Annotated in this window: 14 protein-coding genes and 1 tRNA gene; 7 read left to right on the forward strand and 8 right to left on the reverse strand. The window is 67.6% G+C overall.

All coding sequences use genetic code 11. The features are described from left to right. From MK181_06945 to MK181_06955, 3 genes are all read right to left on the reverse strand, one after another. A partial coding sequence (locus MK181_06945) for a hypothetical protein (GenBank protein ID MCH2419536.1) occupies positions 1–479 on the reverse strand: 479 nt, incomplete at its 3' end. Between the two features lie 67 nt (positions 480–546). Further along, positions 547–1,593 carry a hemolysin family protein gene (locus MK181_06950; GenBank protein ID MCH2419537.1) on the reverse strand — a complete coding sequence of 349 codons (1,047 nt, stop codon included), beginning with the start codon at positions 1,591–1,593 and terminating at the stop codon, positions 547–549. After that, positions 1,590–2,882 (reverse strand): hemolysin family protein, encoded by a 1,293-nt coding sequence (locus tag MK181_06955; GenBank protein ID MCH2419538.1) that lies wholly within the window; start codon positions 2,880–2,882, stop codon positions 1,590–1,592. Before MK181_06955 ends, MK181_06950 begins: the two co-directional genes overlap by 4 nt. A gap of 97 nt (positions 2,883–2,979) precedes the next feature. On the opposite strand from MK181_06955, the gene MK181_06960 reads away from it, so the two are divergent. From MK181_06960 to MK181_06975, 4 genes are all read left to right on the forward strand, one after another. After that, on the forward strand, positions 2,980–3,447 hold the full coding sequence (locus tag MK181_06960; protein ID MCH2419539.1) for a MarR family transcriptional regulator: 468 nt from the start codon (positions 2,980–2,982) through the stop codon (positions 3,445–3,447). Continuing rightward, positions 3,444–5,243, forward strand: coding sequence for an ABC transporter ATP-binding protein/permease (locus MK181_06965; GenBank protein MCH2419540.1), 1,800 nt, complete (start codon positions 3,444–3,446; stop codon positions 5,241–5,243). The genes MK181_06960 and MK181_06965 overlap by 4 nt, the downstream gene beginning before the upstream one ends. After that, positions 5,243–7,153, forward strand: coding sequence for an ABC transporter ATP-binding protein/permease (locus tag MK181_06970; GenBank protein ID MCH2419541.1), 1,911 nt, complete (start codon positions 5,243–5,245; stop codon positions 7,151–7,153). Before MK181_06965 ends, MK181_06970 begins: the two co-directional genes overlap by 1 nt. A gap of 165 nt (positions 7,154–7,318) precedes the next feature. Beyond that, positions 7,319–8,116: an ABC transporter ATP-binding protein gene (locus MK181_06975; GenBank protein MCH2419542.1), complete on the forward strand. Its 798-nt coding sequence runs from the start codon at positions 7,319–7,321 to the stop codon at positions 8,114–8,116. A gap of 403 nt (positions 8,117–8,519) precedes the next feature. Here the strand turns inward: MK181_06975 and MK181_06980 are convergent, their stop codons facing one another. From MK181_06980 to MK181_06990, 3 genes are all read right to left on the reverse strand, one after another. After that, entirely contained in the window at positions 8,520–8,720 is a 201-nt protein-coding gene (locus MK181_06980) for a hypothetical protein (protein MCH2419543.1), read from the reverse strand. A 2-nt stretch (positions 8,721–8,722) separates the two neighbouring features. Continuing rightward, positions 8,723–8,796, reverse strand: a tRNA-Val gene (locus MK181_06985). Positions 8,797–8,834: 38 nt separating this feature from the next. Beyond that, positions 8,835–9,449, reverse strand: coding sequence for a J domain-containing protein (locus tag MK181_06990; protein MCH2419544.1), 615 nt, complete (start codon positions 9,447–9,449; stop codon positions 8,835–8,837). 45 nt (positions 9,450–9,494) lie between these two features. Here MK181_06990 and MK181_06995 point away from each other — a divergent pair, with 45 nt between their 5' ends. Next, positions 9,495–9,827, forward strand: coding sequence for a hypothetical protein (locus MK181_06995; protein ID MCH2419545.1), 333 nt, complete (start codon positions 9,495–9,497; stop codon positions 9,825–9,827). An 11-nt stretch (positions 9,828–9,838) separates the two neighbouring features. Here the strand turns inward: MK181_06995 and murF are convergent, their stop codons facing one another. Beyond that, positions 9,839–11,146 carry a UDP-N-acetylmuramoyl-tripeptide--D-alanyl-D-alanine ligase gene (gene murF / locus MK181_07000; GenBank protein ID MCH2419546.1) on the reverse strand — a complete coding sequence of 436 codons (1,308 nt, stop codon included), beginning with the start codon at positions 11,144–11,146 and terminating at the stop codon, positions 9,839–9,841. A 24-nt stretch (positions 11,147–11,170) separates the two neighbouring features. Here murF and MK181_07005 point away from each other — a divergent pair, with 24 nt between their 5' ends. Further along, positions 11,171–12,253: a D-alanine--D-alanine ligase gene (locus tag MK181_07005; protein ID MCH2419547.1), complete on the forward strand. Its 1,083-nt coding sequence runs from the start codon at positions 11,171–11,173 to the stop codon at positions 12,251–12,253. 10 nt (positions 12,254–12,263) lie between these two features. Here the strand turns inward: MK181_07005 and MK181_07010 are convergent, their stop codons facing one another. Continuing rightward, positions 12,264–12,872 carry a TetR/AcrR family transcriptional regulator gene (locus MK181_07010; protein MCH2419548.1) on the reverse strand — a complete coding sequence of 203 codons (609 nt, stop codon included), beginning with the start codon at positions 12,870–12,872 and terminating at the stop codon, positions 12,264–12,266. A gap of 65 nt (positions 12,873–12,937) precedes the next feature. Between MK181_07010 and MK181_07015 the strand changes: the two genes are divergently transcribed. Further along, positions 12,938–15,259, forward strand: coding sequence for an HAD-IB family phosphatase (locus MK181_07015; protein MCH2419549.1), 2,322 nt, complete (start codon positions 12,938–12,940; stop codon positions 15,257–15,259). Position 15,260: the final 1 nt, after the last annotated feature.

A 15,260-nucleotide genomic window follows, 5' to 3' on the forward strand; every position in this document is an offset into this window, starting at 1 on the left:
CGCGCTCCGGCGGGACAGACCCAATCCGGCGAGGTGGCCAACCGGACTACGGCCGATCGGTTGCTCCGGGTGTGGGCGTCGCGCTCCAGCTTCCGACGGCTGGAATCCGACAGCCCTGCCAGGGCGTCGTCATAGGTATTCCGGAGTCGGTCGGCCTCTTGGACGGTGTCGGCCACCAGACGGTTGGCCCGGACCAGTGCTGCCCCCGCTTCGGCCTGGCGCTGCCTCGCCTGGGCTAGGAGTTGGGCAACGCCTCGGAGTCGCTCCCGGGCGACGGCCAGGCCGTCTTCGGCCAGGGGCAGTACGCCGGAAGCTGCCTCGATGAGTGGCCACAACCCGGTGGCGCGGTCCATAACCATGGCCTGTGAGGGGTCGCTGGTGAAGACGACGGATCGGTCGGTGCTCTGGGCGAGAGCAGTCGAAGGGAGGGCCAGGACCAGCGCCAGGAGAGCGCTTACCAGGCCAAAGGGGCGGAGCACCCAGAAATCCTACCGGCAGCCCTTTTTCTGGCGACGGACCGCGGCCACCGTCCTCAGTCGGTAAGGACTAGCCGCGAGGGTCGTCCGATTCGTCTCGGATGTCGCCAACTAGTTCCTCTACCACGTCCTCCATGGACAAGATCCCCTGCCAGATGCCCTGATCGTCGACCACGGCTGCCATCTGGCTCCGGGAGATCCGTAGCTGGTGGAGCACCTCATCTAGATGAAGGTCAGCATGGAAGGCCACCATTTCGCGGATCGACTCTGACGGCACAGACTCCGTTTGGGCCTCCGGAGCCAGGTGGAGGAGGTCCTTGGCGTGGACCATGCCAATCAGCTCGTCGGTTGACGTACCCATCATGGGGAGCCGGGTGTATCCACTAGACGCCATCACCCGCTCGACCTCGGCCAGGGGCATGGTGGTGCTCACAACTACTACCTGTTCACGGTCGACCTGCACAGAGGAGGCGGTGTGGTAACCGAGGTCCAGCGCCCCGGCCAGTAGGTCGTGTTCGAACGGCTCGATCAGGCCCTCATCCCGTGAGGCGTCGAGCATGACGGCGAGCTCCGGCGCCCCGACGGCCCGTTCGATCTCGTCCACCGGCATAAACCCGAATGGTCGGACGGCCAGCGCCGCTAGGCGGTCCAGCACGACGATGGCCGGCCGCAAGAGGACCACAAAGGTGCCGTGGGCCCGGATCGTCCACCGGAGGGTCCTCTCGGGATCGGCGATGGCCAGGTTCTTGGGCACCAACTCACCCAGCACCATCTGCACGACAGCCGCCACCGCGATGGCCACCAACCAGGTGGCTGTCGAGGCCGCTCCCGGCGCCAGGCCGGCAGCATCGGCTACTGGTTCCAGCAGCCGACCGATTGTCGGCTCGGCCAGCACGCCCAGGGCGATACTGCTGGCCGTAATACCGAGCTGGGCGCCGGAGACCTGTAGGCGCAAGTCCTGGCGGGCGGCGAGCGCCCGCTGAGCCGATCTTGACCCGGCAGCCGCCGCCTCCTCCAGACCAGTCGCGCGGGCAGCGACGAGCGCGAACTCGGTGGCCACGAAGAGCGCATTCACGGCAACCAGTGCTGCGACGGCCAGTAGGCCTACGACAATCACTGTGAACTCCCTGTTCGGCCGCTTTCTGGGGGGGCTACGACCCGCAGCTTGGCGATCCGACGCCCGTCGACCGCCATCACCTCGATTAGCCAGCCCTCAAGTTCGACGGTGGTTGCCGGCTCCGGCAGTCTTCCTAGACGGTGGAGTACGAACCCGGCCAACGTCTCGTACGGGCCGTCGGGAATGGGTAGGCCGACAGCGTCTCGGACTTCGTCAAGACTGGAACTCCCGGAAACCGCCGTGCCGGCCCTTCCGACGTCCTGGGTCCGCGACACGGGATGGTCGTGCTCGTCGTCGATCTCGCCGACGATCTCCTCCAGGACGTCCTCCACGGTGATGATGCCAGCCGTACCTCCGTGCTCGTCGACCACCACGGCTAGGTGACGACTGTGTTCGCGGAGATCTCCAAGGAGATCGTCGAGGTCACGGGTTTCCGGAACGGCAAGCACGTCACCCATCAGCTCACCGAGCGGCACCCCGTTGCGAGTCTCGGCGGGTCGGGAAAGCAGCGACTTGACGTGCACCACCCCGACCACATGGTCCAAGTCGCCGTCGAAAACCGGAAAGCGTGAGTGCCCGGTCTGCTTCGACCGGGCGAGGAGTTCGACCGACAGCGAGTCCACCGACAGGGCCTCCATGTCGAGCCGGGGCACCAGGGCGTCGGCCACTGTCTTGTCGCCGAACCGGATGGAGCGAGTAAGCAACTCCACGTCGGCCGTGTCCAGGGTTTCGTCGGACGAACCGCGGATCAACTCCTCCAGTTCGTCCAGGGTCCGCGACACGCCCAGCTCCTCGCGTGGCTCTACACCTAGCCGACGAACCACAACGTTGGCTGCGCCATTCAAAGTACGAACCACGGGTCGGGCCACTGTGCCGTAGATCTGGACCAATGGGGCTAGGCGGCGGGCCACCCGGTTAGGAGCAGCCAGCGCCACGTACTTGGGGACCTGCTCCCCCACGACCAGGTGCAAAATCGTGGCCAGAGCAATGGCCACCGTTACCGACATGCCAGTCAGGTGCGCTTCACCGGTGAGCATGCGGGCCACCGTGGGCTCGGCCACGAAGCCCAGCAGCAGGGCCGACAGCGTGATGCCGAACTGGGCGCCCGAGAGGTGCAGGGTGAGGTGGCCCAGCAGCGACTGCACCCGACGGGCCTGCGGGTCGGCTCCTTTAGCCGCCGCCTCGATCCGGGGCCGGTCAATAGCCACCAGGCTGAACTCGGCGGCCACGAAGAAGGCGTTGACGGCCAGCAGTACAGCGACCGCAACCAGCCCGAGGAGGATGGACATCTCCGCCCGAGCCTACCGATGACCGTCCGCTCAGCCCGGCCGACCTGAGGAAAGCCCGATTCGGAGCCACCGAAGATAGTTCGATACCCTAACCATTGTGCCCCCAACCTCAGGACAAGACCCGACGTCTGGCGACGTCCCGCAGGTGGTGGCGGCAGCCCGGGCGGCAGCCAAGCTGGCCCGCCAGGTCACCATTCCGCTCGGCGAGGTTGATCTGAGTCTCCCCCAGTACCGGGTCCTGGCTTTCCTGGAGGAAGGTGAAGCCGCCCCCTCCGACCTGGCTGGCCGCCTCTCCGTGAGCCGACCCTCCATCACCGCCCTCATGGACGGCCTCATCACCCGCGGCCTGGTAGAGCGCCGACCCGATACCGACGACGGGCGTCGGGTCCACCACCACCTAACCGACGATGGCCGCAACGTCCTCCAGCGAGCCGACCAAGCGGTTGGTGACCGCTTGGTCGCTATCGGAACGCACGTGAATGCCGGTGATCCCAGCGTCCTGATCGCCAGCCTGGCCCGCTTCGGGCAAGCCATTCGGGCCGCCCGAGCCGCCGGCACTACATGACCCCGACGGGAACAACCGCCGCCCCACAGGCCACCGTCGATCCCGATCCCACCAAGGGGTGGTTCCGCCGGTTGCTGCCCATCATCCGCGCCCACCGGTCGGCATTCGGCATCGTGCTGGCCACCGGTTTAACCGGCCTGGCCGTTCAGGTGTCCGTCCCCATGGTCCTCCGCCAGGCCATCGACATAGCCGTCCACGAACGGACCGGACACCTAGAGACCTACGTGATCCTGCTCGTGGTCATGGCCCTGACCTCGTTTGGCCTGCGCTTCACCTACCGGTACCTGCTCTTCGGAACGGCCTGCCGGATCGAAACCGACCTCCGTTCCCTGCTCTATGGACACCTGACCCGGCTGTCGTTCTCGTTCTACGACCGGGTGGCGGCCGGCGAGGTCATCTCGCGGGCCAATTCCGACATCCGGTCCATCCAACTGCTCCTGGCCTTCGGACCTCTGGCCGGGCTGTCGGTGATCAGTTTCTTCATGGCGCTGGGCTTCATGCTCAGCATCCACGTTCCGCTGGCTCTGGTGACCGTGTCCACCATGCCCTTCGTGTACATCCTCGGCCAGCGGCTTCGCGACCAGGTATTCCCCCTCTCGTGGGTAACCCAGGGACGAATGGCCGAGGTGGCCATGGTGGTCGACGAGAACGTCAACGGCACCCGGGTCGTCAAGTCGTTTGCCGCCGAAACCGACCAGATCGCCCTTCTGGCCAAGGTCGCCGATCGCCTCCGCTGGTCGGCCACCGCCCTGATCGAGGCCCGAGCCCGGTTCAACCCCCTGATCGAGGCACTTCCCCGGCTCGGCATGGCCCTGGTGCTGCTCTACGGAGGACATCTGGCCATCGACAATCAGCTCGGGATCGGTTCCCTGTTCGCATTCAGCGGCTACGTCACCATGATCGCCGTCCCATTCCGGATGTTCGGCTTCGTCTTGCTCCAGGCTCAGCGGGCCGCCGCCTCGGCGATCCGCATCTACGAGATCCTCGACGAGCAGCCCGAGATTGTCGACCGTCCCGGCGCCCGGGCGCTGATCGACCCCCGGGGGCGGGTTGAGTTCCGCGGCGTGACCTTCGCCTACCCCTCTTCGGAAGGGGCCCCGTCGCCACCCGTGCTCGTGGACTTCAACCTCGTTCTCGAACCCGGCGAGACAGTGGCCCTCGTGGGGCGCACCGGCTGTGGGAAATCCACCGTGGCCCGGCTACTACCCCGCTTCTACGACGTCGCTGCCGGCGCCGTCCTAGTCGACGGCACCGACGTACGTGACCTGACCCTGTCCAGCCTTCGACACCACGTCAGCCAGGTACCCGACGAGGCCTTCCTGTTCTCCGACTCTCTCCACGACAACATCGCATTCGGCCGTCCCGACGCCACCGCTGACGAGGTAGAAGCCGCCGCCCGGGTAGCCCGGGCCGACGGGTTCATCCGCGATATGGACGGCGGGTACGACGAGGTGGTCGGAGAGCGGGGCTACACGCTGTCCGGCGGACAACGTCAACGGGTCTCCATAGCCCGTGCCGTGCTGACCAACCCGCGGATCCTGATCTTGGACGACGCCACCAGCGCCGTAGACGTACGAACCGAGGAGGGTATCCACCAGGCGTTGGCCGGAATCCTCGAGGACCGGACCACACTGGTCATTGCTCACCGACTGTCCACGATCAACCTGGCCGACCGGGTGGTGCTCCTGGAAGACGGCCGCATCGTGGCCAACGGCACCCACAGCCACCTGATGGTCACCGAGCCCCGGTATGCGGCCATCGTGGCCCAGGGCGAGGACCCCGGAGAGGACGCCTGATGGGCGGCCACCACGGGTTCTTCACTGGGCCGACCTCAGTCCAAGCCAACGCCCAAGCCGGACTGCCGTTCGCCGAGGTCCCCGAGGAACTCCGGAGCCGTATCGAGGAAGTTCTACGCCACGAGCCCGAGCATCCGGAACCGGTGGTTGCCTTCTCCCACCACGACTGGGACCGGCGTCCCTTCGGGCTTCGGACCTTTCTCGCCCCCCACGCCGGCGGCCTCCTGATGGCCCTCCTCCTGGTCGTAGTGGAGGCCGGGTTGCTGCACCTAGGTCCGCTGCTCACCCAGATCGGTATCGACCAGGGCGTCATGCCCCGGGACCGCGGGGTACTGGTAACAGTCGCCCTGGCCTACGTCGGAGCCGTGGGCCTCTCGACGGTGGCCTCCTGGCTGCGGACCCGGTTCACTGGCCGCCTCGGCGAGCGCCTTGTCTACGAGCTCCGGCTTCGGGTCTTCAGCCACTTCCAACGCCAGTCTCTGGACTTCTTCACCGGGGAGAAATCGGGCGTCCTGATGACCCGGATGACCAGCGACATCGAAGCTCTCACCACTCTGATGCAAGAGGGGCTGGTCAACTTCGCCGTCCAAGCCATGACCCTCATCGTGATCACCGTCTACCTGGTCATCCTGGACCCGACACTTGCCGTGGTCTGTCTCCTGACCGTCATTCCCGTCAACGTGGTGCTCACCCTGTGGTTTCGACGGGTGTCACTCATCGGCTACCTGCGGGTTCGTGATCGGATCGCCGACGTGCTGGCCAACCTGTCGGAAAGCCTGGCGGGGATACGGGTGATCGCCGCCTTCAACCGACGAGACCACGACGTGGCCCGCCACCAACGGGTTATCGACGACCACCTGGAGGCCAACCTGTATACGGGACGGGCCCAGGCCCTGTTCGGGCCGGGGACTGAGTCGATCGGGATCGCCACACAAGCCGTAGTCCTCCTGGTCGGCGGTCGGATGGCGCTTCGGGGCGAGGTAACCATCGGCGAACTGACCGCCTTCCTGCTCTTCCTGACGTCGTTCTTCGCGCCGGTCCAAACGCTCGTCCAGCTCTATAACCAATACCAACAGGGCAGCGCCGCCGTGGTGAAGCTGCGAGACCTGCTAGCCACCGAACCCACGGTGGCCGAGCGAGCCGACGCCGTGGATCTTCCCCCAATCAGAGGCGACATCCATCTGGACTCGGTGACATTCGGATACGACCCGGACCATCTGGTGCTCCGGGAAGTCGACCTGCACCTGTCGGCAGGCGAAGTCCTGGCGGTGGTGGGCCCTACCGGGGCCGGAAAGTCAACCATCGCCAAGCTCATCATCCGCTTCCACGATCCGACGTTCGGCCACGTGACCATCGATGGGCACGATCTGCGGGAGGTGTCCATCGACTCGCTGAGGCGCCAGCTCGGCGTTGTCCCCCAGGAGCCATTCCTGTTCAACGGAACGATCCGGGACAACGTGGCCTTTGCCCGCCCGACTGCCACCCGTGAAGAGGTGTGGGAGGCCTGTCGGGCCGTCGGACTCCAGGGGCTGGTGGACCGGATGCCGGACGGCATAGACACCCCGATCCACGAGCGGGGGGCGTCGCTGTCGGCCGGTGAGCGCCAACTGGTGGCCCTGGCCCGAGCCTTCCTGGCCCGTCCCCGGGTGCTGGTCCTCGACGAGGCCACGTCGAATCTGGACTTGCTCTCGGAATCGGTGATCGAGCGGGCGCTGGATTCGGTGCTGGAGGGCCGGACAGCCATCCTCATCGCCCACAGGCTGGCCACCGCCATGCGGGCCGACCGGATCGCCGTAGTCGACGACGGCCGGATCGTCGAGCACGGAACCCACGATGACCTCGTGGCCTACGGCGGTCAGTATGCGGCCATGGTCGAAACTTGGGAGCGCCACGCCGAGGGAGTGCGGTAAGCGCCGGCCAGCTGATCACTGGCCTGGTCGCTTTAGCCTTCGGGTACACGTTGCAGGATCTCCTGGGATTCCGAACCGGCGTCTATGCCGCTCCCCTACCGGTCCGCTCGCTGCCCGACCGATTCGAGGGTCGACCAACGGACGGCAGGTCCTAGGGTCAACGGCGTGCCGGAACCCGTCCTCGAACTCATCGCTGTCGGTCGCCGGACCGGTGGGACGACACTCCTGTCGGGAATCGACTGGCGCATCGACCCCGGACAGCACTGGATAGTCCTGGGACCCAACGGCTCCGGGAAGACCACCCTGCTGCGGATTGCCGGCCTGCACCTGCACCCGACCACCGGCTCGGTCCGGGTGTTGGGCCACACCCTCGGGCGGACCGACGTGCGATCGCTGCGGTCCCGGATCGGCTACGCCTCAGCGGCCCTAGCCGATGCGATACGTCCGGGCCTGACGGCCGCCGAGGTGGTCATGACGGCCCGCCATGGTGCCCTGGAGGCCTGGTGGCACCGCTACTCGGATGACGACCGGGAGCGCTCCCGGTCGCTCTTGGACCGGGTGGGCTGCGGGGCACGGGCCGACCACCCTTTTGGCGCCCTCTCGTCCGGCGAGCGACAGCGGGTGCTTCTGGCTCGGACGCTAATGGTCGATCCCGACTTGCTGCTACTAGACGAGCCGACGGCCGGTCTGGACCTCGGCGGCCGCGAGGAGCTAGTTGCCACCCTGGCCAACCTGGCCGCCAACCCGGACACCCCACCCATGGTGCAAGTCACCCACCACGTAGAGGAGATTCCCCCAGGCTTCACTCACGGTCTGCTGCTAGATGGCGGACGGGTAGCGGCCGCTGGGCTGCTGGCCACGGTCCTCACCAGCAAGGCCCTTTCGCAGTGCTACGGCATGGACCTCCACCTCTCGACTGACGCCGGGCGATGGACTATCCAGGTCGACAGGACCGACCGGTGACCGGCGGACACGCCCTGGTGGTGACGGGCGGGCCGTTACCGACCAACCAGGGGCCACTACCCTCCGCCGACCTGGTCATCGCTGCTGACGGCGGGGCCGACAACGCGGCGGATCTCGGGCTCGCCGTCGACCTGGTCGTCGGTGACCTGGACTCGGCCTCGTCAACCGCCGTCGCCCGAGCCGGGAAGGTGGAGCGCCATCCGGAAGACAAGGACGAGACTGACCTGGAGCTGGCCCTGGGAGCCGCAGTAGCGGCCGGTACAAGATCGGTGACCGTGGTCGGCACGCTGGGCGGGCGGGTTGACCACGCTCTGGCCAACCTGCTGGTGGCCGCCAGCGAGCGGTGGTCGAATTTGCGGATCGACCTCCGGATCGACGGGGCGCGGGCCTGGGTAGTTCGGGATCACGTGGAGGTCGTCGCCCAGGTTGGCGACGTGGTCAGCCTGCTGGCCGTGGGCGGCCGAGCCACCGGAGTGACCACCACCGGGCTGGCCTGGCCGCTGGCCGACGCCGAAGTGGAGCCCGGCGTGGGCCTCGGCCTGTCGAACCGCATGGCCGCCTCCAGAGCCGAGGTGGTCGTGGACGACGGCACGCTGCTCGTCATCGTGGACCGTACTGGACTTGAACCAGTGACCTCCCGCGTGTGAGGCGGGCGCTCTAGCCAACTGAGCTAACGGTCCGCAGGCGGACGAGGGTACCGCCGACGACGCGCTATCGGTCAGCCCACAGGCGTACCCGGGGGAGCGACGCAGACCTGTTCGGTTCGTGACGGGAGGACCACAGCCACCGCCCCGACCGGGCACGAGGTGCCTGCAACACCCCGAGCGGCGATGACCGGCGTCTCGGCCGTACACGGCACTACCCGGACCGTCGTCGACAGTTCAAGGCACGAACCAGGTTCTAGGCGCTTCGGAACCTCGCCTCCCCCGCCCAGGACGGCGGTGGCCACCAGAATCCCGACCAATAGGCCCACGCCGAGGACCATCGGACCAAAGCGGAGGGCGCACCCAACAGCTGGGGAGACGGTGACGGCCTGGAACGAGTCGCCCCGGCGTCCCGGGATCGGACCGTCGTCCGGTGGGGTCCGGATCGGGGGCTCCGCCGGTCGCCGGGCCAGGTCGTAAGCGGCTCGACGCTTACGGTCCCTGAGGACCCGCCACGCCTCGTTAACGGCCGCCATCCGGGTCTCGGCCTGCCGGCGTTCAGCCTGGTCGGTTGCCCGGTCCGGATGGATCCGGGCGGCCAGGGCCCGGTAGGCGGCGCGCACCTCCTGATCAGACGCCGTCGCTGGCACCCCGAGGGTGCGGTAGTGGTCGTCGCCGGGACCGGACACCCGACCACCCTACGGGTGGCCTACCCGGCGCTACCGTTCCGGTGGATGACCGAGATCGCCTGTCCGGCCTGCGGCGAGGACGAGGACCTCCGGGGTCGCCACGGCGGCGCCCCCGGCTCGGAGACCATCACCGTGACCTGTCAGGCGTGTGAGATGTCGTGGGTCCGTGACCTGGCCCCGACCTGCCCCACCTGCGGGACGACTGACGTCCGGGCTGCCCTGCAATCGATCGTCGATAAGTCTCGGGGCACCCAGCTCTCAATCCAGTCCATGCGCGTCGTTCACCTCTGTCCGAACTGCGATGGGGAACGCTTGGCGGTCTGGAACCGCTCCAACACTCCGCTGCGACCTGACGAACTCCCGTACGACGGCGACTGAAGTCGGTCCGGTCAGCCCTCCAGTAGGCGTCCGGCCAGAACTTCCAACCCGACCACCCGGCTGCCCTTGATTAGCACGGCGTCGGCGGAACCCAGGGCCAAGCTGTCCAAGTGGTCCGCTACGGCTTCTGCTTCTAGCGGTTCGAGTCCGTAGAGGTCGGTCCCCACCGCCACCAGGGTGATCCCCCGCTCCGCGGCCTGTTCGGCTACCGCAGCGTGGGCTGGGGCCTCCTCGTCACCTAACTCGGCCATGAGGCCTACCACGGCGATCCGGCGCCCTGTCACGGCTACAGCGACCAGGGCGTCCAGGCTGGCCAGCATGGAGGTCGGGTTGGCGTTGTAGGCGTCGTTGATGACAGTCAGGCCGTCGGGAGCACGCTGTACGTCCATCCTCCACGGGGAGAGCCGGGCTTCGGCCAGGCCGGCTGCCACGTCGGCCAGCGGGACGTCCAGGAAGAGGCCGGTGGCTGCGGCGGCCACGGCATTGGCGACCATATGGGCCCCGTGGACGGCAAGGCGGACATCGATGCGCCCCCACGGCGACTCCAAGCGGAACGACGGCCGGGCGGAATCGTCCACCACCACCTTCTGGGCTCGGACCTCTCCCTGGTCGCCGAACGTCAGGACCGGGCATCGGGCCCGACTGGCCTGGCCCATCACGTCAGGTGCGTCAGCATTGAGCACCGCGCAGCCGTAGGACGGCAAGCTGTCCAGAATCTCGCCCTTCGTGCGAGCCACGGACTCTAGGGAGCCGAAGACCCCGGTGTGGGCGGCGGCCACCGTGGTCACCACCCCTACGTCCGGTCGGGCGATGGCGCACAGGTCGGCAATGTCGCCCTCGGTCCGGGCTCCCATCTCTACGACGAGGAACCGGGCGTCATCGGCTGCGCCGAGCAAGGTCAGAGGGACCCCGATCTCGTTGTTGAATGACCGGACCCCGGCATGGGTTCCGCCGATCCGGGCCAACACGGCGGCCGTCAGGTCCTTAGTCGACGTCTTGCCCACGCTGCCGGTGATCCCGACCACCTGGGCCTCGGTGGAGTCTCGGGCTGTCGCGCCCAGCGTCCTCAGCGCCATCGCCGTGTCCGGCACTCGTATGGCCGTCCCCGGGCCGGCCGGGCCGGAGGTCAAGTGGGCACCGGCGCCGGCCTCCATTGCCGCCCCGATGAAATCGTGGCCGTCTCGTTCAGCGACCAGCGGGACGAACAGACAGCCGGGGGTCGTGGCCCGCGAGTCCTGAGTGGCACCGTCCAGCAAGACGTCCTCACCAACCAAATCGCCGCGAACAGCCACGGCAGCCTGCGATGCCCGAAACCTCACGAGACGTGACCCTACGATGCCCGGGTGGTCACCCGCCGTCGTCTCGTCGTGCTGTTCGGGGGCCGCAGTGCCGAGCACGACGTGTCTTGTGTATCGGCCCGCCACGTCCTAGCCGCCGCGGACGCCGACACCTACGAGGTTGTCCCAGTGGGCATTGCCCGTGACGGTCGGTGGATGTTGGCTGAGTCCTCTGCTGCAGCGCTGGCCGACGGCTCCCTCGGTGACCGACTGAACCCGAACGGACCCGCCTGGGACCCGCTCCCTCGCCTTGCCGAGATGTCAGCTGCAGGACCGGTGGCCGTATTTCCCCTTGTCCATGGGCCCTTAGGTGAGGACGGGACCTTGCAGGGCCTTCTCGAGATGGCCGACGTTCCCTACGTGGGAAGCGGGGTGCTGGGATCGGCGCTGGCTATGGACAAGCTGGCCGCCAAGGAGATAGCGGCCCACCACGGTCTCCCCCAGGCTCGCTACCGGGGATTCCACGCCGACCAGTTAGTCGGAGGGGGTTCAGAAGGTCACCGGGCCACCCTGGAGTCCCTCCTGTCAGAGCTGGGACCGCGCGTGTTTGTGAAGCCGGCGAATCTGGGCTCGTCGGTGGGCGTGGCGCCAGCCGACGACGTGACCTCGTTGGACGCCGCCCTGGCCGATGCCGCCTCCTACGACGAGTGGGTGGTGGTCGAAGAGGCCGTCACCGGCCGGGAGATTGAGCTGGCGGTACTAGGCGACCGGGTTCCCCAGGTGTCGGGCCCCGGAGAGATCCGTCCCGGTGATGCGTTCTACAGCTACGCCGACAAGTACGAGACTGACGACGCCGAGCTGATTGACGAGCCCGATCTCGCTCCGGATGTCGCCGTGGGGTTCCAGGAGATGGCCGCCCGGGCATTCATCGCCCTGCGGTGTTCGGGCATGGCCCGGGTGGATTTCTTTCTGGCCGACGACGGTCGGATGCTCCTCAACGAGGTAAATACCATCCCCGGTTTCACGCCCATCTCGATGTACCCGCGGTTATGGCAGAAGGCGGGCCTGTCCTATCCGGCCCTCATTGACCGGTTGGTCGATCTGGCTGTGGAACGCCACGCACGCCGGCGCCGCAACACGGCACACTGACCGGTCCGGGTCAGGTTGCCGGGTCGACCGAAGCTCGCAGAAACCGCAGCAGTTCGCGTCGGCGCTGTACGACCGGCCGCAGAGTAGGCCCCACTCCAGCGGCGCGAAGGACCTCGATCTCGGTCGCCACGCCGACCACGGTGGAATAGGCGCTGAGCAGCAGGAGTTGGGCGTCGGTCCGACGCATCCGCCCAGCGGCCATCTCGGCTTCCATCCACACCCGGGCCCGGGCCAGGAGCGGCTCCAGATGCCCTCGGAGGCGTTGGGCACCCGGCGAGTTGGGTCGGCTGACCTCCCTGAGCAGACCGAGCAGGACCGGCTGGTCGAGGGCCACCCGGAACACGGCCCGCACCATGGCCTCCACCCGGTCACCGTCCGGCTGGTCTTCGACTAGCGCCTCCTCCAGGGCGGACACCATCTCGCCGGCGCACCTGTCGACCACGGAGTTGAGCAGGCCCCTCTTGGAGACGAAGTGGTAGAGGATCGTCTGCTTGCGGATCCCCAGGCCGACGGCCAGGGCGTCCAGGGAGGTGCCGTCATACCCGGCGGTGCCGAACGAGGCCAGGGCGGCGTCCAGTACCCGGTCCTTGGTGCTCCCAGGGGCTTCGGTCGTTGCCACGGGACCACCGTAGCCCGCTTCTCTACCAAGTGGTAAATAGCCTGACCATCTGGTAGACAACTGGGGTGATCCCCGAAAAACTGGCCGGGCGCCGTATCGCCATCACTGGAAGCACTGGCTTTCTCGGTACCGCCCTCGTGGAACGCCTCCTGCGCTGTGCCCCGGACTGCGAACTGGTCCTGGTCGTACGCCCGGGCCGCCGGGGCGCAGACCGGCGGGTAGAACGAGACATCCTGCGCAACGATGCCTTTGAGCGCCTCCGAGCCGACCTGGGAGCTGACGAGTTCGTCAAAATGGCCGACCGTCGTATCACCGCGGTAGCCGGCGACGTGACCATCGACGGCCTCGGACTGGACGAAGAGGGCCGGATCGCCCTCGCCTCCTGCGACCTCGTCATCCACTCAGCGGCTGCCGTGAGTTTCGACTCTCCCCTTGATCAGGCCGTCGAGGTCAACCTTCTAGGTCCAGTCCGGATTGTCCAGACTCTGGCCGAGCTGGGCGTGGCTCCCCACCTGGTCGCCGTCTCCACCTGCTACGTGGCCGGAAGCCGGCGGGGCGCCGCCCCGGAGGAGGCTGTGGACGCCAGCCCCTTCTTCGTAGAAGTGGACTGGCGGACCGAGGTGGACTCGGCTCGCAGGATCCGGAATGAGACGGAGACCGACAGCCGAACCCCAGAACACCTCCGGGACTTTCGCGAGCAGGCCCACGGCGAGCTGGGGGCCGCCGGCACTCCCAGCTTGGCCGCCAAGACCGAGCAGTTGCGCTCCCGGTGGGTGGATGACCGGATGGCTGAGGCCGGCGTGGCGCGAGCCTCCTCGCTGGGCTTTCCTGATGCGTACGCCTATACCAAGGCTCTCGGTGAGATTGCGTCGGCCGAGGTGGCCGGTGACGTACCGATCAGCGTGGTGCGCCCGGCCATCATCGAATCAGCGCTGGCCGAGCCGTCTCCGGGCTGGATCCGAGGTTTCCGGATGGCCGAGCCGGTCATCATCTCCTACGCCCGGGGCCTCCTGAAGGAGTTCCCCGGGGTCCCTGAGGGCACCATCGACGTCATCCCCGTCGACTTCGTGGTGGCCGCCATCTGCGCCGTGGCTGCCCGTGGCCCACTGGGACCGGACGATGGCGACGACATCGTCCAGGTTGCGTCGGGCAGCGTCAATCCGCTGCGCTACGGCCACCTCGTGGACATGGTTCGCGAGTGGTTCACCGAGCACCCCATCTACGACGATCTGGGACAGCCCATTCCGGTTCCCCAGTGGTCGTTCCCGGGCCGGGGCCGCGTCAAGAAGCAACTTGAGCGGGCCGGTACCGCCCTGGACCGGGCCCAGAAAGTGTTTGACGTGTTACCCGTCCGGGGCCGCCAGGCTGAGGTGGGGGCCCGCCTCGAGGAGCGGCGCGAGCTGGTCCGTCGGGCCGAGGGCTACGTCGACCTGTACGGCGCCTACGCAGAGTGCGAGGCCGTCTACGGCCTCGACAATCTGCTCGGCCTGTGGGGCTTGTTGGACGACGCCGACCGGCGGGCCTTCTGCTTCGACCCCCGGGTAATCGACTGGGACCACTATGCCCCTGAGGTGCACCTGCCGTCCGTGGTCCGGGCCGGTCGGGTGCCCATGAAGCCGCCGGCTCGGGGCGGCGAGAGCCGGTCGGCTCGCCTCCGGCGACAGGTCCTGGCGCCGGAACGACAGCTGGTGGCCTTCGACCTCGAGAACACCCTGATCGCCTCCAACGTCGTGGCGTCCTACGCCTGGCTTGGCAGCCGCCGCCTGCGGGGCCGGGACCGGGCCCGCTTCGTGGCCGGGCTGGTGGCCGAGGTCCCCACCCTGTTGTCGCTCGACAGGAAGGACCGCAGTGACTTCCTGCGCCACTTCTACCGACGCTACGAGGGCGCTCCGGTAGACCAGATCGCCGCCGACAGCTTGGAGAAGTTCAGCGAACTAATACTTGCCAAATCGTTCCCGACCGGCATCCGACGGGTCCGCGAACACCGAAACCTCGGCCACCACACCGTCCTAATCACCGGTGCCCTGAACTTTGTGGTCGAACCGTTCCGTCCCCTGTTCGACGACATCGTGTCTGCCGAGCTGGAGGTGGTCGACGGGACCTACAACGGCCGCCTGACCGCCGTTCCGCCCACCGGGGAGGCCCGCTACCAGGCTCTCTTTGACCACGCAGTGGCCCACGACTTGGACCTCCGCGAGTCGGTTGCCTATGCCGATTCGGCAAGCGACCTGCCCATGCTGGAGGCTGTCGGCTTCCCGGTGGCTGTCAACCCAGAGACCCGACTGGCCGGCATTGCCCGTAAGCGGGGCTGGCTCGTCGAGGACTTCCGCAAGGCGCCCGGCATGCGACGCAACCCGCTGCCCCTGGCCCCGGTGGGGAGAGTCTGAC

It is taken from the genome of Acidimicrobiales bacterium (genome assembly GCA_022452035.1).
Taxonomy (GTDB): Bacteria; Actinomycetota; Acidimicrobiia; order Acidimicrobiales; family MedAcidi-G1; genus UBA9410.